This is a genomic window from Pseudomonas sp. SA233, assembly GCF_054792385.1.
Window position 1 is genome coordinate 5,684,849 of record NZ_CP096449.1, and the last position, 22,403, is coordinate 5,707,251.

At 62.9% G+C, this 22,403-nt stretch carries 21 protein-coding genes; 8 read left to right on the forward strand and 13 right to left on the reverse strand.

Annotated elements, in window-relative coordinates; all coding sequences use genetic code 11:
* Nucleotides 1–26 precede the first annotated feature (26 nt).
* A complete protein-coding gene (locus M1D87_RS26040; protein ID WP_023661961.1) occupies nt 27–1,430 on the forward strand; it encodes an aminoacyl-tRNA deacylase and HDOD domain-containing protein in 1,404 nt (467 codons plus the stop codon).
* Nucleotides 1,431–1,556: 126 nt separating this feature from the next.
* Here the strand turns inward: M1D87_RS26040 and M1D87_RS26045 are convergent, their stop codons facing one another.
* The 4 genes from M1D87_RS26045 to M1D87_RS26060 form a co-directional block, all read right to left on the reverse strand.
* Nucleotides 1,557–1,931, reverse strand: a complete 375-nt coding sequence (locus M1D87_RS26045) for a helicase (protein WP_123084295.1) — start codon at nt 1,929–1,931, stop codon at nt 1,557–1,559.
* Between the two features lie 148 nt (nt 1,932–2,079).
* Nucleotides 2,080–2,379 carry an HU family DNA-binding protein gene (locus M1D87_RS26050; protein WP_123084294.1) on the reverse strand — a complete coding sequence of 100 codons (300 nt, stop codon included), beginning with the start codon at nt 2,377–2,379 and terminating at the stop codon, nt 2,080–2,082.
* Between the two features lie 186 nt (nt 2,380–2,565).
* Nucleotides 2,566–3,714 (reverse strand): NAD(P)/FAD-dependent oxidoreductase, encoded by a 1,149-nt coding sequence (locus M1D87_RS26055; RefSeq protein ID WP_123084293.1) that lies wholly within the window; start codon nt 3,712–3,714, stop codon nt 2,566–2,568.
* A 16-nt stretch (nt 3,715–3,730) separates the two neighbouring features.
* On the reverse strand, nt 3,731–3,898 hold the full coding sequence (locus M1D87_RS26060) for a rubredoxin (protein WP_003253349.1): 168 nt from the start codon (nt 3,896–3,898) through the stop codon (nt 3,731–3,733).
* Nucleotides 3,899–4,125: 227 nt separating this feature from the next.
* Between M1D87_RS26060 and M1D87_RS26065 the strand changes: the two genes are divergently transcribed.
* Both M1D87_RS26065 and ubiA read left to right on the forward strand, forming a co-directional pair.
* A complete protein-coding gene (locus tag M1D87_RS26065) occupies nt 4,126–4,683 on the forward strand; it encodes a chorismate--pyruvate lyase family protein (RefSeq protein WP_015272344.1) in 558 nt (185 codons plus the stop codon).
* Nucleotides 4,683–5,573, forward strand: a complete 891-nt coding sequence (gene ubiA / locus M1D87_RS26070; protein ID WP_123084292.1) for a 4-hydroxybenzoate octaprenyltransferase — start codon at nt 4,683–4,685, stop codon at nt 5,571–5,573. Before M1D87_RS26065 ends, ubiA begins: the two co-directional genes overlap by 1 nt.
* Before the next feature lie 115 nt (nt 5,574–5,688).
* On the opposite strand, the gene M1D87_RS26075 is transcribed toward ubiA, so the two are convergent.
* Nucleotides 5,689–6,057 (reverse strand): COG4315 family predicted lipoprotein, encoded by a 369-nt coding sequence (locus M1D87_RS26075; protein ID WP_123084291.1) that lies wholly within the window; start codon nt 6,055–6,057, stop codon nt 5,689–5,691.
* A 172-nt stretch (nt 6,058–6,229) separates the two neighbouring features.
* On the opposite strand from M1D87_RS26075, the gene phoB reads away from it, so the two are divergent.
* From phoB to M1D87_RS26090, 3 genes are all read left to right on the forward strand, one after another.
* A complete protein-coding gene (phoB, locus tag M1D87_RS26080) occupies nt 6,230–6,919 on the forward strand; it encodes a phosphate regulon transcriptional regulator PhoB (RefSeq protein WP_003253341.1) in 690 nt (229 codons plus the stop codon).
* A gap of 48 nt (nt 6,920–6,967) precedes the next feature.
* Complete coding sequence (gene phoR / locus M1D87_RS26085) at nt 6,968–8,275, forward strand: phosphate regulon sensor histidine kinase PhoR (RefSeq protein ID WP_023661986.1); 1,308 nt, start codon at nt 6,968–6,970, stop codon at nt 8,273–8,275.
* Nucleotides 8,276–8,493: 218 nt separating this feature from the next.
* On the forward strand, nt 8,494–9,834 hold the full coding sequence (locus tag M1D87_RS26090; RefSeq protein WP_013974815.1) for a hemolysin family protein: 1,341 nt from the start codon (nt 8,494–8,496) through the stop codon (nt 9,832–9,834).
* Nucleotides 9,835–9,951: 117 nt separating this feature from the next.
* Here the strand turns inward: M1D87_RS26090 and M1D87_RS26095 are convergent, their stop codons facing one another.
* From M1D87_RS26095 to M1D87_RS26130, 8 genes are all read right to left on the reverse strand, one after another.
* Nucleotides 9,952–10,848, reverse strand: a complete 897-nt coding sequence (locus M1D87_RS26095; protein WP_123085937.1) for a M23 family metallopeptidase — start codon at nt 10,846–10,848, stop codon at nt 9,952–9,954.
* Between the two features lie 239 nt (nt 10,849–11,087).
* Nucleotides 11,088–11,990, reverse strand: a complete 903-nt coding sequence (locus tag M1D87_RS26100; protein ID WP_123083662.1) for a response regulator — start codon at nt 11,988–11,990, stop codon at nt 11,088–11,090.
* Nucleotides 11,991–12,154: 164 nt separating this feature from the next.
* Nucleotides 12,155–12,925 (reverse strand): phosphate signaling complex protein PhoU, encoded by a 771-nt coding sequence (phoU, locus tag M1D87_RS26105; protein WP_013974818.1) that lies wholly within the window; start codon nt 12,923–12,925, stop codon nt 12,155–12,157.
* A 168-nt stretch (nt 12,926–13,093) separates the two neighbouring features.
* A complete protein-coding gene (gene pstB / locus M1D87_RS26110; RefSeq protein WP_421091517.1) occupies nt 13,094–13,927 on the reverse strand; it encodes a phosphate ABC transporter ATP-binding protein PstB in 834 nt (277 codons plus the stop codon).
* Between the two features lie 72 nt (nt 13,928–13,999).
* On the reverse strand, nt 14,000–15,616 hold the full coding sequence (gene pstA / locus M1D87_RS26115) for a phosphate ABC transporter permease PstA (protein ID WP_183596495.1): 1,617 nt from the start codon (nt 15,614–15,616) through the stop codon (nt 14,000–14,002).
* A gap of 71 nt (nt 15,617–15,687) precedes the next feature.
* Nucleotides 15,688–17,976, reverse strand: a complete 2,289-nt coding sequence (locus M1D87_RS26120; RefSeq protein ID WP_123083664.1) for an ABC transporter permease subunit — start codon at nt 17,974–17,976, stop codon at nt 15,688–15,690.
* 139 nt (nt 17,977–18,115) lie between these two features.
* Nucleotides 18,116–19,114 (reverse strand): phosphate ABC transporter substrate-binding protein PstS, encoded by a 999-nt coding sequence (locus M1D87_RS26125; RefSeq protein WP_003258169.1) that lies wholly within the window; start codon nt 19,112–19,114, stop codon nt 18,116–18,118.
* Between the two features lie 224 nt (nt 19,115–19,338).
* Entirely contained in the window at nt 19,339–20,628 is a 1,290-nt protein-coding gene (locus M1D87_RS26130) for an MFS transporter (protein WP_123083665.1), read from the reverse strand.
* A gap of 361 nt (nt 20,629–20,989) precedes the next feature.
* On the opposite strand from M1D87_RS26130, the gene M1D87_RS26135 reads away from it, so the two are divergent.
* Complete coding sequence (locus M1D87_RS26135) at nt 20,990–21,388, forward strand: acyl-CoA thioesterase (RefSeq protein ID WP_003253317.1); 399 nt, start codon at nt 20,990–20,992, stop codon at nt 21,386–21,388.
* 71 nt (nt 21,389–21,459) lie between these two features.
* Nucleotides 21,460–22,356, forward strand: coding sequence for a D-hexose-6-phosphate mutarotase (locus tag M1D87_RS26140; protein ID WP_123083666.1), 897 nt, complete (start codon nt 21,460–21,462; stop codon nt 22,354–22,356).
* Nucleotides 22,357–22,403: the final 47 nt, after the last annotated feature.

Consider the following 22,403-nt stretch of genomic DNA (forward strand, 5'->3'; position numbering starts at 1 on the left):
TTTAAAGGAATCAGTGGATACGGACCATGACTGAAGTTGCCCTGGACACCGCAACCCCACACGCTCCCTCGGTCATCCGGCTGCTGCTCGACAAACTCGGCGTGGCCTACCGCGAGGTGGTCGAACATCCGCACCTGCCGGCAGCGTCGCGGGTACAGGCCGTGCTGCTCGACGACGAGGTCGGCGCCCTGATGGTGCTGTTCCCGCAGAGCCAGCTGCTGGACCTCAACCGCCTGGCCGAACTGACCGGGCGCAAGCTCACTGCGGTGTCGGTGCCTCGCCTGAAGCAGATGCTGGACAAGCACCAGCTCAAGGCCCTGCCGGGCATCCCGGCGCTGACCAGCTCGCCGTGCCAGTACGAAAAGAGCCTGCTCGACGCTGAAACCGTGTTTATCCAGTCTGGCGAAGCCGGCCTGCTGCTGGAAATCGAACGCGCGCACTTCAAGCGCATGCTGGTCAAGGCCAGCGCCAGCAGCTTCGGCCAGGAAGTCGAGGCAATCAGCCCCAACCTCGACCGCCCCGATGATGACACCCGGGAAATCACCAACGCCGTCCAGGCCTTCACTGCCCGGCGCATCCAGAAGCGCCTGGAAGAAACCATCGAAATCCCGCCGCTGGCCGACACCGCGCAAAAGATCATCAAGCTACGGGTAGACCCCAACGCCAGCATCGACGATATCACCGGCGTGGTCGAAACCGACCCGGCGCTGGCGGCACAGGTGGTGAGCTGGGCGGCATCGCCCTACTACGCCTCACCTGGCAAGATCCGCTCGGTGGAAGACGCCATCGTGCGTGTGCTGGGCTTCGACCTGGTGATCAACCTGGCCCTGGGCCTGGCGCTGGGCAAGACCCTGAGCCTGCCGAAAGACCACCCCCAGCAGGCCACGCCGTACTGGCAGCAGTCGATCTACACCGCCGCGATCATCGAAGGCCTGACCCGCGCCATGCCACGGGCCGAGCGCCCCGAGGCCGGCCTGACCTACCTGGCCGGGCTGCTGCACAACTTTGGCTATTTGCTGTTGGCGCACGTATTCCCGCCGCACTTCTCACTGATCTGCCGCCACCTGGAGGTCAACCCGCACCTGTGCCACACCTATGTGGAACAACACCTGCTGGGCATCAGCCGCGAGCAGATCGGTGCCTGGTTGATGAAGCTGTGGGACATGCCGGAAGAACTGTCCGCCGCACTGCGCTTCCAGCACGACCCGGCCTATGACGGCGAGTTTTCGGCGTTCCCCAACCTGGTGTGCCTGGCTACACGATTGCTGCGCTCGCGGGGGATTGGCTCGGGGCCACAGCAGGAGATTCCAGACGAATTGCTGGAGCGGCTGGGGATTACCCGGGACAAGGCCGAGGATGTGGTGAACAAGGTGCTCGAGGCAGAGAGCCTGCTGCGTGAGCTGGCTTCGCAGTTCCACGCACCTCACTGACATGATTGGCCCCTGTGGGAGCGGGTTTACCCGCGAAGATCGCGACGCGGTGCATGGCACCGGCGTTGCCGGTGTTCGCGGGTAAACCCGCTCCCACAGGGTATGAGTCAGCAGGCCTATTGAGTTTCAGCCCTTCTTCTTCGGCTTCAGGTACTTCATCAACCCCTGGAACCACATCACCAGCGCCGGGTTGCCCTTGATCTGGATGTGCTTGTCCTGAATCCCCTGCATGAACGCCAATTGCTTGTTACCTGCCTGCATGGTGGTGAAACCATAGGCAGCGTCCTTGAAGGCGATGGCGAACGCTGGCTGCGGGTGCGCGCCGCCCTTGCTGCTGACGCGTTCGTTGTTGACTATGAAGTGCCGGGCGACCTTGCCGTCCAGGGTCTGCATCTGGAACACCAGATCCTTGCCCTTGAGCTGCTGCTGGAACGCCGGGTTATTGCGGCTGGCCCTGGCCATCAAAAGCCCCATGGCCCAGAGAAGAAAGCGGAACTTCATCAACGCGCCTCGAATTAAAAGTGACTAAGGCGCGCAGTCTATCCTTTTCCAGAACTATTTATGCAAGTTCGAAACATTTTGCCTGCAGAAAGCACAACGGGCGCCCTGAGGCGCCCGCTTGGCTGACACTGGGGTTGTCAGGGAGCGATCACTTGCCTTTCTTGGCCGACTTGACGGGGGTGTTGACGCTGTCGCGCAAATTCTTGCCTGGCTTGAAAGCCACGGTATTGCTGGCCTTGATCTTGACCGGTTCACCGGTTTGCGGGTTCTTGCCGGTACGCGCACCGCGATGACGTTTTTCGAAGGTGCCGAAACCGACCAGGGTCACGGTGTCCTTGTCCAGGGCACCCGTGATGCTGTCGAGAATCGCGTTCAAAACCTGATTGGCCTTTTCCTTGGTCAGATCGGCCTTTTCGGCGATGACGGCGGCGAGTTCTGGTTTGCGCATAGTGAAGCCTCTTTGACGGAATTCTTGTTGTTATGCCGTGCTGCCCTGGGAGCAGCGCTCAAGGCACCGCAGGCTCTAATCTGCGGCAGACGGAAGTGAGGATGGCACGTGCACAGGGGCCGCGCCAGTATCTGGGCGGCCATTGTGCAAGCAACAACAGGATAAATCCGACAGAACGCCAGCTATTTACGCCATCAGGGCCGGCAGCTGGCGATTCAGGGCCAGCTTTTCCATCACGGCCGCCCCGGTGAGGGCGTAGCCCAGCAGCTTGCCCTCTGCATCAAGGCAGAGCACCTTGAGGTCACTGCCCTGCCCCTCTACCTGCCAGGTGCCTTCGTGGCCCTGGGGCGGCGGCGAGACCACCAGCGGGCAGGCCGGGGTTTTCACGGTGATCGGCATCGGCCCGTAGGCGACCGTTGTCGGCTTGCCGGCCAGGGTTTGCGCCAGGGCCCGGGCACAGCTCATCAGCGGCATCACATAAAGCAGGTTGATGCCATCGACTTCGGCACAGTCGCCAAGGGCAAAGATATTGGCGTGGGACGTGCGCAACTGGCGGTCCACGCAAACGCCGCGGTTGGTCTGCAGGCCAGCAGCGGCAGCCAGGTCGGTGCGCGGGCGCAGGCCGATGGCCGAAACCACCAGATCGCAGGCGATCACGCTGCCGTCGGACAAGTGCGCCTCCAGGCCCTGCGCCACCTGCTGCAGGCGGGTCAGTACCGGGCCGAGGTGAAAGCGTACGCCCAGGCCTTCCAGCCCGGCCTGCACGGCAGTGGCAGCGGCCGGGTGCAGCAGGGTCGGCATGACTTGCTCGCACGGCGCCACCACATCGACCTGGAAGCCGCCCAGGCTCATGTCGTTGGCGAATTCGCAGCCGATCAGGCCGGCACCGAGGATCAACACACGCTGTTTGCCGACGGCGGCTGCACGGAAGCGCGCGTAGTCTTCCAGGTCGTTGATCGGGAACACTCGATCGCCGCCATCACCTTCGATCGGCACCTGCACCGTCTGCGCGCCCCAGGCCAGCACCAGATCGCGGTATTCCACCGCCTCTTCACCTATCCACAAACGCTTGTGACCCGGGTCGATGCCGCTGATGCGGGTATGGGTGCGAATCTCGGCATTCAGTTGCTCGGCCATGGCGCCCGGCTCGGCCATGCTCAGGCCGTCGGCGTCCTTCTGCTTGGCAAAGCCGGTGGACAGCATGGGCTTGGAGTAGGAACGACCGTCATCGGCGGTGATCAGCAGCAGCGGCGTCTGCGCATCGAGCTTGCGAAATTCACGGGCCAGGTTGTAGCCCGCAAGGCCGGTACCGATGATTACCACAGGAGACGTCATGTCGTGCTTTCCTCGATTAGCCGATGGAGATCATTTCAAAGTCGCTCTTGCCCACGCCGCAATCGGGGCACAGCCAGTCTTCAGGCACGTCTTCCCAGCGTGTGCCGGGGGCGATGCCGTCGTCGGGCCAGCCTTCGGCTTCGTCGTAGATCAGGCCACAGACAATACATTGCCACTTCTTCATCAGGTCTTTTTCCTCGGTTCAAGCTGGAGCTTTGTGTTGCTGCTGATGGCCTCTTCGCGGGTGAACCCGCTCCTACAGCGACCGCGTAGCCTGTGGGACCGGGTTTACCCGCGACGAAGCCTGCGCGCAATTCGTGGGGCTTTGTAGCGGCCCTGTCGGCAGTATGCAAGCAGTTGGGGCAATCATGCTAAGCTCGCCGCCTCTCTGGTTGTAACAAGCAGACCGACGTGTCGTACGAATCCCCGCAAGCAGCCGCTGTCGCGTGGCTGCCGTATTCACGGCTGGCGACAGACATCGACCAGCCCACCCTTGACTGGCTGTTCGACGAGGGCTCGCTGACCCGCCGCCTGACCCGCCTGTCCAACGATCACTTCTCCGTCACGCCGCTATTCGAGGGCTGGCAGCCGCTGCGCGATGACGAATGCCAGGCACTGGGCATCGCCGCCGGTGCCGAAGGCTGGGTGCGCGAGGTGTACCTGCGCGGCCATGGCCAACCCTGGGTGTTCGCTCGCAGCGTCGCCAGCCGCAGCGCCCTGGAGCGCGGCGGGCTGGACCTGGAAACCTTGGGCAGCCGTTCGCTGGGGGAGTTGCTGTTCTGCGATCAGGCATTCATCCGCCACCCGATCGAGGTGTGCAGTTATCCACAGGCCTGGCTGCCGAGCGAAGCCGCCCATACTGCGCTGTGGGGCCGCCGGTCGCGCTTCGAACGTGGCGGCCTGGACCTGCTGGTGGCAGAGGTGTTCCTGCCAGCATTGTGGCAAGCGGCCAAGGAGGAAAACCGCTGATGTACATGCAACTGCTGAAGTCGCTCAACCGCCTGCACCCGCGTGCCTGGGACTTTGTCCAGCTCAGCCGCATGGACCGGCCAATTGGTATCTACCTGCTGCTGTGGCCGACCTTGTCGGCGGTGTGGATTGCTGGCAACGGTTCACCAACCCTGGCCAACGTGCTGATCTTTGGCCTCGGTGTGGTGCTGATGCGCGCCGCAGGTTGCTGCATCAACGACTTTGCCGACCGCAAGGTGGACGGCCACGTCAAACGCACCGCCGACCGCCCCCTGGCCAGCGGCCGGGTCCGCCCGCGCGAAGCACTGGCGCTGTTCGCCATCCTGGTCGGAGTGAGCTTCCTGCTGGTGCTGTGCACCAACAGCCGCACGGTGTGGCTGTCGTTCGGTGCGGTAGCTCTGGCGTTCTGCTACCCGTTCATGAAGCGCTACACCTATTACCCGCAGGTGGTGCTTGGGGCGGCGTATTCCTGGGGCATTCCCATGGCCTTCACCGCAGCGGGTGGCGAGCTGCCGGCCAGCGCCTGGCTGCTGTACATCGCCAACCTGCTGTGGACGGTGGGCTACGACACCTACTACGCCATGGTCGACCGTGATGACGACCTGAAGATTGGCGTGAAGTCGACCGCCATCCTGTTCGGCGATGCCGACCGCACCATCATCCTGACCTTGCAGCTGCTGTCGCTGGGCTGCCTGTTGCTGGCCGGCAGCCGCTTCGAGCTGGGTGGCTGGTTCCACCTGGGGCTGCTGGGCGCGGCGGCGTGCTTTGCCTGGGAGTACTGGTCGACGCGCAAGCTGGACCGGGAGTCGTGCTTCAAGGCGTTTCTGCACAATCACTGGGCGGGGATGCTGGTGTTCGTCGGGGTGGTGCTGGATTACGCATTGCGCTGAAAATTCTGGGGCTGCCTTGCAGCCCATCGCGACACAAGGTCGCTCCTACAGGGGATCGCGCATTCCTGTAGGAGCGACCTTGTGTCGCGATGGGCCGCAAAGCGGCCCCGGGATCTCAAGGCTTGGCAACGTGCCAGACGTCCTTCATGCCGTCACCGGTCATATCGCCGGTTTTCTTGTCCTTGACGAAGGTGTACAGCGGCTTGCCGTCATAGGCCCACTGCATCGAGCCGTCGTCGCGCTTGACCTGCGTCCACTTGCCCTCAGCTTTTTCACCAGCCTTGACCATCAGCGGTGGCCAGTTGGTGGCGCATTCGCCATTGCACATCGACTTGCCGTCCGCATCCTTGTCGAAGGTGTACAGGGTCATGCCGGCATGATCGACCAACATCCCGCCCTTCTCCATCGCATGGTCGGCCAAGGCCACCCCCGGGAGCGCCAGCGCAGTGAAAAGGGCCATCCAGCTCAGCGTTTGTCGTGTCATTGGATTCACCATTGTTTCGGGGGGATTGGGTTCAAGTTGCCGCAACCACGGCCCTTTCAAGCCTAGTTCAGTCACGGAATGTCGCCAGAACGGCCAACACCCTGTCACACAGCTGCAATAATTCCGTTATCTAATGCGGGCCAAGACACCGTATCCAGGAGAGGTTTTGAGCATGGTTGGCAGGAACATTCTGATCGTCGACGACGAAGCACCAATTCGCGAGATGATCGCCGTTGCCCTGGAAATGGCCGGCTATGACTGCCTGGAAGCGGAAAACTCCCAACAGGCCCACGCGATCATCGTCGACCGCAAACCGGACCTGATCCTGCTCGACTGGATGCTGCCAGGCACCTCCGGTATTGAGTTGGCCCGCCGCCTCAAGCGCGACGAGCTGACCGGCGACATCCCGATCATCATGCTCACCGCCAAGGGTGAAGAGGACAACAAGATCCAAGGCCTGGAAGTGGGTGCCGACGACTACATCACCAAGCCGTTCTCACCACGCGAGCTGGTCGCCCGCCTGAAAGCCGTGCTGCGCCGCACCGGCCCGAGCGACAGCGAGGCACCGATCGAAGTCGGTGGCCTGCTGCTCGACCCGATCAGCCACCGCGTGACCATCGACGGCAAGCCAGCCGAGATGGGCCCTACCGAATACCGTCTGCTGCAGTTCTTCATGACCCACCAGGAGCGCGCCTACACCCGTGGCCAACTGCTGGACCAGGTATGGGGCGGTAACGTCTATGTCGAGGAACGCACCGTCGACGTACACATCCGCCGCCTGCGCAAGGCGCTGGGTGAAGCCTACGAAAATCTGGTACAAACCGTCCGGGGCACCGGCTACCGCTTCTCGACCAAGAGCTGATCGAGCTGAAAGGCGCCAAGCTGCACGTCGTTGTACAAGGACCGTCAATTGAACCAGAACTGGCACGCGACCCTGATTCGCCACCTGCTGCTGCTGATTACCGTCTGCCTGATCGGTGGGCTGGTCAGTGGCTACTATGGCTGGAGCCTGGCCATCGGCCTGGCGCTCTACCTGGGCTGGACCCTCAAGCAACTGCTGCGCCTGCATGACTGGCTGCGCAACCACCAACCCGACGAAGCACCGCCCGATGGCTACGGGCTGTGGGGCGAGGTGTTCGACAGCATCTACCACCTGCAACGCCGCGACCAGCGTGTACGCGGCCGCCTGCAGGCGGTGATCGACAGGGTGCAGGAGTCTACTGCCGCACTGCGAGACGCAGTGATCATGCTCGACAGCGATGGCAACCTGGAATGGTGGAACCGCGCCGCCGAGACTCTGCTGGGCTTCAAGACCCCACAGGACGGCGGCCAGCAGGTGACCAACCTGGTGCGCCACCCGCGCTTCAAGGAGTACTTCGAGGCAGGAAACTACCTCGAGCCGCTGGAAATCCCTTCGCCGATCAACGACCGCATGCGCGTGCAGTTGCACATCACCCGCTACGGCAACAACGAGCACCTGATGCTGGTGCGCGACGTTACCCGCATCCACCAGCTGGAGCAGATGCGCAAGGACTTCGTTGCCAACGTGTCCCACGAGCTGCGCACGCCGCTGACGGTCATCACCGGCTACCTGGAAACCCTGCTGGACAACGTCGAGGACGTGAACCCGCGCTGGAGCCGAGCCCTGCAACAGATGAGCCAGCAAGGCTCACGCATGCAGACACTGCTCAACGACCTGTTGCTGCTGGCCAAGCTTGAGGCCACCGACTATCCGTCGGACAACCACCCGGTGGCGGTCGATGCCTTGCTCTGCGCGATCAAGAACGACGCCCAGGCTCTGTCCGGGCCCCGCAAACAGCGCATCACCCTTGAAGCCGCGCCCGGTGTGCAGTTGAAGGGCAGCGAGTCCGAGCTGCGCAGTGCTTTTTCCAACCTGGTGTTCAACGCGGTCAAGTACACCCAGGACGAAGGCAGCATCCGGATTCGCTGGTGGGCCGATGCCCAGGGCGCACACCTGTCGGTGCAGGACTCGGGGGTGGGCATCGATGCCAAGCACCTGCCACGTCTGACCGAGCGCTTCTACCGGGTCGACTCCAGCCGTGCGTCGAATACCGGGGGCACCGGGCTGGGGCTGGCGATCGTCAAGCATGTGCTGATGCGCCACCGCGGCAAACTGGAGATCAGCAGCGTGCCGGGGCATGGCAGTACGTTTACCTGTCACTTCGCGCCGGCACAATTGGCCAACGGCAAGGCTTGAGGGCCTCGGGGGCTGCTTGGCAGCCCATCGCGACACAAGGCCGCTCCTACACGGGATCGCGGAGCGGCCTTGTGTCGCGATGGGGCGCAAAGCGCCCCCAAAGAATCCATCGCCCTTTGCTTTTACGGTCCCAGCCGCTACATTGGACCCCCTGTGCCAGCAAGAGCTGGCACTTTTTTTCTCTCTATCTCGAAGACGGACCCCGTAAAAACTCCATCATGGACCCTTCCCCTGGTATCAGCCTCACCTCGTTATTCGCCGATTTCGGCATGATCATCTTTGCCTTGCTCCTGGTGCTGCTCAACGGCTTCTTCGTTGCCGCCGAGTTCGCCATGGTCAAGCTGCGCGCTACCCGCGTCGAGTCCATCGCCGAGTTGCATGGCTGGCGTGGCAGCATCCTGCGCAAGGTACACAACCAGCTCGACGCCTATCTGTCGGCCTGCCAGCTGGGGATCACCCTCGCCTCGCTGGGCCTGGGCTGGGTCGGTGAACCGGCGTTCGCCCACCTGCTCGAGCCGCTGCTGGCATACCTTGGCGTGGACACGCCCGAGCTGATCAAAGCGATCTCGTTCTTCGTCGCCTTCTTCGTCATTTCGTACCTGCACATCGTGGTCGGTGAGCTGGCGCCCAAGTCCTGGGCCATCCGCAAGCCAGAGCTGCTGTCGCTGTGGACCGCCGTGCCGCTGTACCTGTTCTACTGGGTGATGTACCCGGCCATCTACCTGCTCAATGCCAGCGCCAACACCATCCTGCGCATTGCTGGCCAGGGCGAGCCCGGCCCGCATCACGAGCACCACTACAGCCGTGAAGAACTCAAGCTGATCCTGCACTCCAGCCGTGGCCAGGACCCGAGCGACCAGGGCATGCGCGTGCTGGCCTCTGCCGTGGAAATGGGCGAGCTGGAGGTGGTCGACTGGGCCAACTCGCGCGAGGACATGGTCAGCATCGACGCCCATGCGCCGTTGAAGCAGATACTGGCGCTGGTACGCCGCCACAAGTTCAGCCGCTACCCGGTGTACGACGCCGAGCGTGAGGAGTTCACCGGCCTGCTGCATATCAAGGACCTGCTGCTGGAACTGGCCGAACTCGAGCACCTGCCCGAAACCATCGACCTCGACGACCTGGCCAGGCCGCTGGAGCGTGTGTCGCGGCACATGCCGCTGGCGCAGTTGCTGGAGCAGTTCCGCAAGGGCGGCGCGCACTTCGTGCTGGTGGAGGAAGCCGATGGCAAGGTGATTGGCTACCTGACCATGGAAGACGTGCTGGAAGTGCTAGTGGGCGATATCCAGGACGAGCACCGCAAGACCGAGCGCGGCATCCTCGCCTACCAGCCGGGCAAGCTGCTGGTGCGTGGCGACACGCCGCTGTTCAAGGTCGAGCGCCTGCTGGGCGTCGACCTTGACCATATCGAGGCGGAAACCCTCGCCGGTCTGGTCTACGAGACGCTCAAGCGCGTGCCTGAAGAAGAGGAAGTGCTGGAGGTCGAAGGGCTGCGCATCATCATCAAGAAGATGAAAGGGCCGAAGATCGTGCTGGCCAAGGTGCTCAAGCTGGATTGAGGGCCAGGGGGCTGCTTTGCAGCCCATCGCGACGCAAGGCCGCTCCTACAGGGGTTCGCGTATCCCTGTAGGAGCGGCCTTGTGTCGCGATAGGGCCGCAAAGCGGCCCCAAAAATCTCAGGGGTTACCCGCGGTAAAGTCAGGCAACCCACCAATCGGCCTGTCGAACCGATAAGGTATCGACTCCAGCGCCAACCCCACATTGCGCTGTACCACGAAATGCAGGTGCGGCCCGGTGCTGTTGCCGGTATTGCCCGACTTGGCCAGCATCTGCCCCTGCCGCACCCGTTGCCCCTCTGCCACCACCACCGAACCGCGCATCAGGTGCAGGTAGACGCCCATGGTGCCGTCCGGGTGCAGGATCCTGACGAAATTGCCCGAGGGGTTGGGGCCGCGCCCGCTCTGACTGTTCTCCGTCTTCACCACCACCCCTTCCCGCGCCGCGATGATGGTGGTGCCTTCGGGCATGGCGATGTCCATGGCGTAACGCCCCTTGGGCCCAAAATGACTGACCCGGCCATTGGGGCCCTGGGTCACGCGGAACGGCCCGCCAATCCAGGGGAATGCATAGCGGAAGCCCTGGGGCCGCTTGCCCGGGTCGCCCATGGCCTGTAGCAGGGTCGAGCGGTAGTTCAGCAGCATCCCGGGGCGCCCCCTGAGCACGCTGAGCATTTGCGTGGTGCGCGGCGGCAGTACGCGGCGCACGGTACGCGGGGCATTGCCACCTTGTGCGTTCACCAGGTTGTCCAGGCGCAACTCCACCTCCACTGGCACGTGTAGCTGGTTGCGGGCCGAAAAGCTCACGCCGCCGTTGAAGGTTATCGCGTTCAGCAGAACCTGGGCTTCGGGCACCTCGACCATAGGTACGCGCCGCACAAAGGTTTTGGCACCGGGGCCGGGCCGGTCGGAATAGGAGGTCACACGGCCATCATCGGTGATCTCGTAAATGGTCATGCCCAGGCTCGGCGCCGAGGCCATGAGCAATGCACAGAACAGCAGCAGGCGGGCGGGCATGATAGTGGCTTTTTGACAGTTATGGTTTGTCGAAGCCTAGCAGGGGGTTTTGCGACGGGTATGACAGTTGGTCGGATGGCCCGGGGTTGCGCAGCGTTTTGTAGGAGCAGCCTTGTGCTGCGAATGGGCTGCGGAGCAGCCCCGGCAATGCTTGCGGCGGCATTGATACCTGGGGGCTGCTTTGCAGCCCATTCGCAGCACAAGGCTGCTCCTACAAAAAGTGCGGTGTGAGGCTGCGGTCAGGCGCCCGGGGTGAAATGCTTCTGCGCCGTCCCGCGGGCAATCAGCCGCGACAGGTAGTCGAGCTTCTGGGCATCCTGGTCGACGAACTTGAAGGTCAGTTGCAACCAGTCACTGTCGGGCTTGGGTTCCAGTGCCGCGACGGCATGCAGGTAGCCGTTCAGGCGCGCAACTTCGGCGTTCTCGCCCTGTTCCAGGTCCAACACTGCGCCTTCCAGTACTTGGGGAAGCGCTTCGCCACGGCGCACCACCAGCAGCGCCTCTTTCAGGCTCAGCGCCTTGATCACGCACGGCTGCATGCCGCCGGCCAGGCGCAACTGGCCCTGGCCACGACCGGTCGGCGCGGGAGTGGCGGGCCGGGGGGTATTGGCCACTGGCCTGGCGGATGCGGTTGCAGGTGCCGGAGCTGGCGCCGCGACCTTCACCGCTTCAGGCTTGCCGGCTGTCAGCGCATTCAGCGAGTCATTGGCGAACGCCGAGTTGACCCGTGCCGGGCCGCTGGACATCAGGCTGTCGAGCTTGCCGATCTTGGTCAGGGCCTTTTTCACCTTGGTCAGCAACTGCTCGTTGGTGAACGGCTTGCCGACAAAATCGGAAACGCCCGCCTGAATCGCCTGGATGACGTTTTCCTTGTCGCCACGGCTGGTCACCATGATGAATTGCAGGTTCTTCAACTCAGGCTGCTGGCGGCACCAGGTGAGCAGTTCCAGGCCGGACATTTCCGGCATTTCCCAGTCGCACAGAACCAGGTCGAACGCTTCCTTGCCCAGCATGGCCATTGCCTTGCGACCGTTGACGGCGTCGTCGATGGTCATGCCCGGGAAGGCATTGCGCAGGCATTTGCGGACCAGATCACGGATAAACGGGGCGTCATCCACGACCAGCACATTCACTTTACTCATCGATACTCCTTCTGAATCCCGACTAGCCTACCGCCGAATAATGGCCACTTGCTACAACCTGGTCACGCCGGGACTTCTTCACATCGTTCGCGGGTGCCTGCCGGCTCCTCGACCGCAAACGAAAACGCCCGGCCAAGGCCGGGCGTCGATGCTCGGGAGCAACCTTACTTATCGTCAGGTTCAGCCGGAACATTAGCGTTTTCGCCGTCGGAAACAGCAGTGCCTTGCACTTCTGCCGTCATGCGCTTGAGGCCCATGTGACGCACGTCGGTGCCGCGCACCAGATAGATCACCAGCTCGGAGATATTGCGCGCATGGTCGCCGATACGCTCCAGCGAACGCAGGACCCAGATCACGCTCAGTACCCGCGAGATCGAGCGCGGGTCTTCCATCATGTAGGTCACCAGCTCACGCAGGGCGGTCTTGTATTCGCGGTCGATGGTCTTGTCGTATTGGGCCACCGACAGCGCCAGGTCGGCGTCGAAGCGGGCAAAGGCGTCCAGCGCGTCACGGACCATGTTGCGTACCTGATCGCCGATGTGGCGCACCTCGACATAGCCGCGCGGTGACTCGCCTTCCTCGCACAGCTGGATGGCGCGGCGGGCGATCTTGGTCGACTCGTCACCGATGCGCTCCAGGTCGATCACCGACTTGGAGATGCTGATGATCAGACGCAGGTCGGAGGCCGCCGGCTGACGACGGGCGAGGATGCGCAGGCACTCCTCGTCGATGTTGCGCTCCATCTGGTTGATCTGCTCGTCGACTTCGCGCACTTGCTGGGCCAGGCCCGAGTCGGCTTCGATCAGCGCAGTGACTGCGTCGTTGACCTGTTTTTCGACCAGGCCGCCCATGGCCAGCAGGTGGCTACGCACCTCTTCGAGCTCGGCGTTGAACTGCTGGGAAATGTGATGCGTAAGGCTTTCTTTGTTGATCATCGTTCGCTCCGCGAAGAAGCTGCAAGCTTCAATTTGTTCGTCTCGTTCCCTGGCCTGTAGGAGCGGGTTTACCCGCGAACACCGGCGAAGCCGGTGCCAGACACCGCGGCGCCTGCTTCGCGGGTAAACCCGCTCCCACAGGGGCCAGGCACCTATCCGGAGCGGCGATCAGCCGTAGCGACCGGTGATGTAGTCTTCGGTCTGTTTCTTCGCCGGGTTGGTGAACAGGGTGTCGGTATCCCCGAATTCGACCAGTTTGCCCATGTACATGAACGCGGTGTAGTCCGAAACACGGGCCGCCTGCTGCATGTTGTGGGTCACGATGACGATGGTGTACTTGGATTTCAATTCGTAGATCAGTTCCTCGACTCTCAGGGTCGAGATCGGGTCCAGTGCCGAGCACGGTTCGTCGAGCAGCAGCACTTCCGGCTCCACGGCGATGGTGCGGGCGATGACCAGACGCTGCTGCTGGCCACCGGACAGGCCCAGTGCCGAATCGTGCAGGCGGTCCTTGACCTCGTCCCACAGTGCCGCGCCCTTCAGCGCCCATTCGACCGCTTCGTCCAGCACGCGCTTCTTGTTGATGCCCTGGATCCGCAGGCCGTAGACCACGTTTTCGTAGATGGTCTTTGGGAACGGGTTGGGCTTCTGGAACACCATGCCCACACGACGGCGCAGCTCGGCCACGTCTTCGCCCTTGCGGTAGATGTTATTGCCATACAGGTTGATGGCGCCTTCCACGCGGCAACCATCAACCAGATCGTTCATGCGGTTGAAGGTGCGCAGCAGGGTCGACTTGCCGCAGCCGGACGGGCCGATAAAGGCGGTCACGCGCTGCTTGGGAATGTTCATCTGCACATCGAACAGCGCTTGTTTGTCACCGTAGAACAGGCTCAGGCCCGGCACTTCGATGGCTACGGTTTCTTCGGCCAGGCGCAGGCTCTGCTTGTCGCGGCCCAGGGCAGACATGTCGATGCCGTGGGTATGGGATTCTTGCTGCATGGTCAACTCCATACGCTAACAATTCGTTTCAAAGGGCCGCCCGGCTCACGGGCGGCACGCTTGCAATCAGGATCAGCTGTCGAGGGCCTTGTACTTCTCGCGCAGGTGGTTACGGATCCACACGGCCGAGAGGTTGAGGGCCGCGATCACCAGCACCAGCAGCAACGCCGTGGCGTATACCAGCGGCCGCGCGGCTTCCACGTTGGGGCTCTGGAAGCCGACGTCATAGATATGGAAGCCCAGGTGCATGATCTTCTGGTCCAGGTGCAGGTACGGGTAGTTCCCGTCCACCGGCAGTGATGGAGCCAGCTTTACCACACCCACCAGCATCAGCGGCGCCACTTCACCGGCGGCGCGGGCCACGGCGAGGATCATGCCGGTCATCATCGCCGGGCTTGCCATCGGCAGGACGATCTTCCACAGGGTCTCGGCCTTGGTAGCGCCCAGGGCCAGCGAGCCTTCGCGCACGGTGCGCGGGATACGCGCCAGGCCTTCCTCGGTGGCCACGATCACCACCGGCACGGCCAGCAGCGCCAGGGTCAGCGATGCCCACAACAGGCCTGGGGTACCCAGGGTTGGCGCCGGCAGTGCTTCGGGGAAGAACAGGCGGTCGATCGAGCCGCCCAGCACGTAGACGAAGAAGCCCAGGCCGAACACGCCGTAGACGATCGCGGGCACACCAGCCAGGTTGTTCACCGCGATGCGGATCAAGCGGGTCACCGGGCCCTGTCTGGCGTATTCGCGCAGGTACACGGCAGCCAGCACACCGAACGGGGTGACGATCACGGCCATGATCAGGGTCATCATCACGGTACCGAAGATGGCCGGGAAAATACCGCCCTCGGTGTTGGCTTCGCGCGGGTCGTCGCTGAGGAACTCCCAGACCTTGGTGAAGTAGGTGCCCAGCTTGGTGAACCCCGACATGGCGTTAGGCTGGATGGCGTGCACCACCTTGCTGAGGTTGATTTCCACTTCACGGCCGTTGCCATCACGGGCCACCAGGCTGTCGCGGGCGAAGGCCTGGTGCAGACCGGTCAGGCGGTCTTCGATGGCCTTGTAGCGACTGTTCAGCTCAGCGCGCTCGGCGTCCATGTCGGCCTGGGCGGCGGCGTCCAGCTTGCCGTCCAGCTCCAGCTTGCGCGCTTGCAGACGCAGGCGCTCGAGGCCATGGTTGATGGCACCGATGTCTTTCTTTTCGAGGCTTTGCAGTTCGCTGTTGAGCTGGTTGGCGCGCTTGAGGCGGGCCTGCAGCTCGGCCCAGGCCGCAGCGCCTTCGGCGACCACGCGGCCTTCTTCCTTGACGCTGACCAGGTAGCCGTAGAAGTTGCCCCACTCGCGACGCTCCAGGGCGATCAGGTCGGTCGGGTGCCTTTCGTCGACCAGCCAGTCGCCGACCACCCAGGTGAAGTCGCTGCCGTTGAGGTCGCGGTTGCCCACCTTGATCAGCTCACGGGTCATGAACTCCGGGCCTTGGTCAGGCACTGGCAGGCCGGCGCCCTTCAGACGGGCACGGGGTACTTCTTCCTTTTGCACCACTTCGCCAATGACGACATGGTCGGCCTGACCCGGCACCTTGTAGGTAGCCTGGACAAGATCGGCCGGCCAGAAGTGGCCCAGGCCGCGCACGGCAATCACCGCCAGCAGGCCAACGGTCATGATCACTGCCATGGCCACCGCGCCGCCGCTCATCCAGACGCCTGGGGCGCCGCTCTTGAACCAGCCTTTGAGGGAATCCTTTTTCACGGATCGCTACCTTTCTATCAAAGCGACGAGTATTTCTTGCGCAGACGCTGGCGAATCAGCTCGGCCAAGGTGTTCATGATGAAGGTGAACATCAGCAGCACCAGCGCGGCCAGGAACAGCACGCGGTAGTGGCTGCCGCCGACTTCCGATTCCGGCATTTCCACCGCCACGTTGGCGGCCAGGGTGCGCATGCCCTCGAACAGGTTCAGCTCCATCACCGGGGTGTTGCCAGTGGCCATCAACACGATCATGGTCTCGCCCACCGCGCGGCCCATGCCGATCATCAGCGCCGAGAAGATACCTGGGCTGGCGGTGAGGATGACCACGCGGGTCAGGGTCTGCCAGGGCGTCGCCCCCAGGGCCAGGGAGCCCAGGGTCAGGCTGCGCGGCACACTGAACACGGCGTCTTCGGCGATGGAGTAGATGTTCGGGATGACCGCGAAGCCCATGGCGATACCCACGACCAGGGCATTGCGCTGGTCGTAGGTTATCCCCAGGTCGTTGGTGATCCACAGGCGCATGTCACCGCCAAAGAACCAGTTCTCGAGGTGCGGGCTCATGGTCAGGGCGAACCAGCCGGTGAACAGGATGACCGGGATCAGGATCGCCGCTTCCCAGCCATCCGGGATACGCAGGCGAATCGACTCGGGCAGGCGAGTCCAGGCGAAGCCGGCCAGCAGGATACCGAGCGGCATCAGCAGGAACAGGCTGAACACGCCCGGCAGGTGGCCTTCCAGGTACGGGGCGAGGAACAGGCCGGCGAAGAAGCCGAGGATCACCGTCGGCATCGCTTCCATCAGTTCGATCACCGGCTTGACCTTGCGGCGCATGCCCGGGGCCATGAAGTAGGCGGTGTAGATGGCCGCGGCAATCGCCAGCGGGGCCGCCAGGATCATGGCGTAGAACGCGGCCTTGAGGGTACCGAAGGTCAGCGGCGACAGGCTCAGTTTGGGCTCGAAGTCGGTGTTCGAAGCGGTCGATTGCCAGACGTATTTCGGCTCGTCGTAGTTCTCGTACCAAACTTTGCCCCACAGCGCGCTGAAGGAAATTTCCGGATGCGGGTTGCGCAGGCTCAGCGGCAGCAGCTTGCCGCCTTCTTCGATGATGATGCGGTTGGCACGTGGCGACAGGGCCAGGATGCCAGGGCCTTCGGCGGCCGGTTCGACCAGCAGGGTACGGTGCGCGGTGCTGTGGAACACGCCCAGCTCGCCTGCGGCGTCGAGGGCGACGAAGCCCTTGCGGCGCTCTTCGGCGTCGATCTGCACGACCGCGGCCTTGCCCATCTGGAAGGTGCGGATCAGCTTGAAGCGCGATTCGCCATCCGGGTCACGGGCCATGAACCACTGGGCCAGGCCGCCCTTGGAGTCGCCGATGATCAGCGAGATGCCGCCGACCAGCTGGGCGGTGGCGGTAATTTCGGTGTCGGCGCTTTCAGACAGCTTGTAGCGGCCGTTGAGGCTCTTGTCGCGCAGGTTGAACACGTCCGCGGTGGCACGGCCGTTGATCACGTACAGCCACTGCTGACGCGGGTCGATGAAGATGTTCTTCACCGTTTCGGTCATCTGCGGCAGCTCGATGCGGTTCTGCTCGGTGGTGACCTCTTCGGTCATCATGTTTTCGGTGCGGGTCAACTCGACCACCTGCAGGTGCGCGCCGGTGGAACCGGCCAGCAGCAAGGTGTCGCCATTGACGTTTACGCTGACATGATCCAGCGCACGCCCCTGCTCGTCGAGCACGAACGGCTGCTCGCCGTACGGGTAGTCGATGCCGGGGTCGATGGTTTTCTTGTTGTCCGGGTAGGTGATCTTGTAGGTGTGGTGAAACACCAGCGCCTGGCCATTGGACAAGCCCAGCACCACCAGCGGGCTACCCGGCTGGTCGGCACTGATCGAAGTGACCTGGGTGCCTGCCGGCAGTGGCAGGTCGACACGCTTGAGCTCGTTACCGGTCTTGGTATCGAAGAACAGTGCCTGGCCCTTGTCCGAAACACGCATGCCCACCAGGTTCTGCTCTTCAAGCGCGATCATCAGCGGCTTGCCGGCATCCTGTTGCAGCCAGGTCGGCTCCAGGGCTTTCTTGCTGGTCAGCTCGGCGCCCTGGAACAGCGGCAGCACCACATAGGCCAGATAGAAGAAGATCAGGGTGATAGCCGCCAATACGGCAAGCCCGCCCACCAGTACATACCAGCGGGTCAGGCGGTCCTTTAGCGCGCGCATGCGGCGCTTGCGTTGCAACTCCGGCGTATTGAAATCAATCCGCACGGGCTGGGAGTTTTGGGTCATGTTGGAATTGGCCAGATCATTCATGCGCACACCCTAGCGGTCCCGTGTGACAAAAACATTACAAAGTGGTGACGCACGAAAGCCCGCCGCACAGGAAACCTGGCTTCGGACTGAAATTTCGTGGAAGAGGCCGGGCATCAGCGCCGGCCTCCCCCTCAGTTACTTACTTCTTTGCAACGTTACCGGCGTGGGACAGGCCCAGGTCAGCCAAGGTCTTGTCGACGACTTTGGCCGGCAGCGGAATGTAGCCATCCTTCACCACGACCTGCTGGCCGGCTTGCGACAGCACCAGCTTGACGAACTCGGCTTCCAGCGGAGCCAGAGGTTTGTTCGGCGCCTTGTTGACGTAGACGTACAGGAAGCGCGACAGCGGGTAGGTGCCGTTCAAGGCATTGGCTTCGTTGTCCTCAATGAACTCACCGCCTTCCTTCTTGGCCAGGGCCACGGTCTTGACGCTGGCGGTCTTGTAGCCGATGCCCGAGTAGCCGATGCCGTTCAGCGAGGAGCTGATCGATTGCACGACCGAAGCCGAGCCAGGCTGTTCGTTGACGTTAGGCTTGAAGTCGCCTTTGCACAGGGCTTCTTCCTTGAAGTAGCCGTAGGTGCCCGATACCGAGTTACGGCCGAACAGCTGTACTGGCTTGTTGGCCAGGTCGCCGGTCACGCCCAGGTCACCCCAGGTCTTGACGTCGGCTTTGCCACCGCACAGGCGGGTGGAAGAGAAGATGGCGTCGACCTGGGCCATGGTCAGGCCTTTGATCGGGTTGTCCTTGTGCACGAACACAGCCAGGGCGTCTACGGCGACCGGGATGGCGGTCGGTTTGTAGCCGTATTTCTGCTCGAAGGCCTGCAGCTCGACGTCCTTCATCTTGCGGCTCATCGGGCCGAGGTTGGCGGTGCCTTCGGTCAGCGCGGGTGGCGCGGTGGAGGAGCCGGCAGCCTGGATCTGGATGTTTACGTTCGGATATTCCTTCTTGTAGGCCTCGGCCCACAGAGTCATCAGGTTGGCGAGGGTGTCCGAACCGACGCTGGAGAGGTTGCCCGAAACACCAGTGGTCTTGGTGTAGGTCGGGATCGCAGGATCGACAGCGGCTACCGCGTTGGCGGTTGCAACGCCAGCGGCGGCAAAGGTGAGGGCCGCCATCAAACGCTTCAGTTTCATGCCTTGCTCCTAGCAGGAATATTGGGGTGTTGGATGGAACGGGCCCAAGTATCTGCAGGCCGCATGAATACGATATGACTTGAATATGACAATTGGATGAAAGGCCATCATCAAAAGCAGGTCTGGCCTCTTCGCGGCTAAAGCCGCTCCCACAGGTGCGGCATTGCCTTGAAGCCGGTGCGATTTCTGTAGGAGCGGCTTTAGCCGCGAAGAGGCCAGCAGCCTTAACGCTTGTTGGCCAGGAGGTACAGGCCAACAACCAGACCAACGGCACACAGCCCCGCCACATAGTAGGCCGGCGCCATCGGGCTCACTTTCAACAGCGCAGTCACCACCATCGGCGTCAGCCCGCCAAAGATCGCGTAGGCCACGTTGTACGAGAACGACAGCCCGCTGAAGCGCACCACCGCCGGGAACGCCTTGACCATCACATAAGGCACCGCGCCAATCACGCCCACGCACAGGCCGGTCACTGCATACAGTGGGAACAGCAGTTCGGGCAGGGTCGGCAGGCTGTGGTAGAAGGTCCAGGAGGTCGCCAGCAGCAGCAGGCTGCCGATCACGAACACCCGGCCCGCGCCGAAGCGATCGGCCAGGCTGCCAGCGCCGATGCAGCCGAAGCTGAGCAGCACGATGGCCAGGCTGTTGGCCTTGAGCGAGTCGGTGGGGCTGATGTGGTAGATGCTCTGCAGCAGCGCCGGAGTCATCAGGATGAGCACCACGATGGCGGCTGACAGCATCCAGGTCAGCAGCATCGACAGGATGATCGCGCCGCGATGGTCGCGCAGCACCGCGCGCAACGGCAGCTCCTCGGCCAGCGCCTTGCGCTGCTGCATCTCGGCGAACACCGGGGTTTCGTGCAGCCAACGGCGCAGGTACACCGAGAACAGGCCGAATACACCGCCGAGCAGGAATGGGATACGCCAGGCGTAATCGGCCACTTCCTGTGCGCTGTAGACGCTGTTGATCAGGGTCGCCACCAGCGAACCAAGCAGGATGCCCGCGGTCAGGCCTGCGGTGAGGGTGCCGCAGGCGTAGCCGGTGTTGCGCTCTGGCACGTGCTCGGACACGAACACCCAGGCGCCCGGTACCTCGCCGCCGATGGCCGCGCCCTGGATCACGCGCATCAGCAGCAACAGGATCGGCGCCCACATGCCGATCTGTGCATAAGTGGGCAGCAGGCCCATGATCAGCGTCGGCAGGGCCATCATGAAGATGCTCAGGGTGAACATCTTCTTGCGCCCGAGCAGGTCACCGAAGTGGGCCATGATGATGCCGCCCAGCGGCCGCGCCAGGTAGCCGGCGGCGAAAATGCCAAAGGTTTGCATCAGGCGCAGCCATTCGGGCATGTCAGCCGGGAAGAACAGCTTGCCGACCACTGTGGCGAAGAACACGAAAATGATGAAGTCGTAGAACTCCAGCGCGCCGCCCAGGGCGGACAGTGAGAGGGTCTTGTAGTCACTGCGGGTCAGCGGCCGCGAAGGCTGCTCGATACTGCTCGGCACGGAAGTCATCGCTCATTGTTCTCTTTGTGGGCATGCAGGCCGCTTGGCATGCGGCTTCTGGATTGGGAGACAGGCGAAGATAGCAAATTGCTGAGCTGCGCCGAAAGCGATACAAAATCCCTACACATATTCATGAATGCGCGGTCGTCGCTGGCCGTTATGCTCTATATACTGGCACTTCGTAGGAAAAGGTTGCTCCTAACGTGGGATGTTGTGCGAAAACGCCGGTCATTACTGTCAGGCGGTTTCGCAGAGTTTCCCTACGGCCGCCCAGTGAAACGAAATCGGCGTAGTATGTTTCAAGCTGAATCGTTTACCCGGCCTTTGCGCCACACCAACGAAAAGCGTCACGGGTCAGAGGCCCCATCGCATGATTGAGCTCGAACAAGAAGATCCAATCCCGCAAGGCGACCTGGCCTTGCAGATCACCGCACTCCCGCGCGAAACCAACGGGTTTGGCGACATCTTCGGCGGCTGGCTTGTCGCCCAGATGGATCTGGCCGGCACCGCCATGGCCAGTCGTGTCGCCGGCGGCCGCGTGGCCACCGTGGCCATCGATCGCATGGCCTTTCTGGTCCCGGTCGCCGTCGGCGCGCAGCTATCGTTCTATACCCAGACCCTGGAAATCGGCCGCAGCTCGATCCAGATGATGGTCGAAGTGTGGAGCGACGACCCGCTGTCCAGCGAATGGCGCAAGGTCACCGAAGCAGTCTTCGTCTTCGTCGCCATCGACGGCAGTGGCCGCACCCGCTCCGTACCTCGTCGCTGAGCCACGCCGGCGGTAAACTCATTGCATGTGCCCGGGTCCAAGGCCCACTGGCAATCAATGAGATGAATGCAATGGCTACCTTCCAGGTCGTAACCGAGCAACATGGCGAACTCAACTGCTGGCGTATCAGCAGTGACCACGCCGAACTACTGATCGCCCAGCAGGGCGCGCAGATCCTCAGCTACCAGCGCGTTGGCCAGCCACCGCTGCTGTGGCTGAGCGACCAGGCCATCTTCCGTAAGGGCAAGTCGGTACGCGCCGGTGTGCCGGTGTGCTGGCCGTGGTTCGGCAACCTGCAGCGCAACCCCCAGGCCGTGCAGGCCATGTACCACGGCGAACAGGCACCCGCCCACGGCCTGGCGCGCGCGCGCGACTGGCAATTGCTGGGTATCGAGGAGGCGGGCGAAGGCCTGCGCATCGAATTCGAACTGCCGGAAGCGCAGGGTGACCTGCCTGGCTGGCCTCATGACGTCGAGCTGAAGCTGGTAGTGGAGCTGGGCGAGGACCTGCGGCTGAACCTGACCAGCCGCAACATGGGCAATACCCCCGTGACCATCAGCCAGGCCCTGCACAGCTACTTCGCGGTCAGTGACGTTCGCCAGGCGCGGGTCGAAGGGGTGGAGGGGCTGAGCTATATCGAGACCCTGGCTGACTGGGAGCAGTGCCAGCAGAAGGGGCCGCTGGCGTTTGCCGGGGAGACTGACCGGATCTACCTGGCGACCCCGCAAACCCTGAGCATCGTCGACCCGCACTGGAAGCGGCGCATTACCTTGACCAGCAGTGGGTCGCGCTCGGCGGTGATCTGGAACCCTTGGACTGAACGGGCCAGGGAACTGCCAGACATGGCCGACGATGGGTGGCAGCGGATGCTGTGCATCGAGACGGCGAATGTGTGGGATGACCTGGTGGAATTGAAGCCTGGGGGCAGCAGCTCGCTGGGGGTCAGGATTGGCTGTGAAATGATCTGAGTCTTGCAGTGCCTATGCGGGCCTCTTCGCGGGCTTGCCCGCGAAGA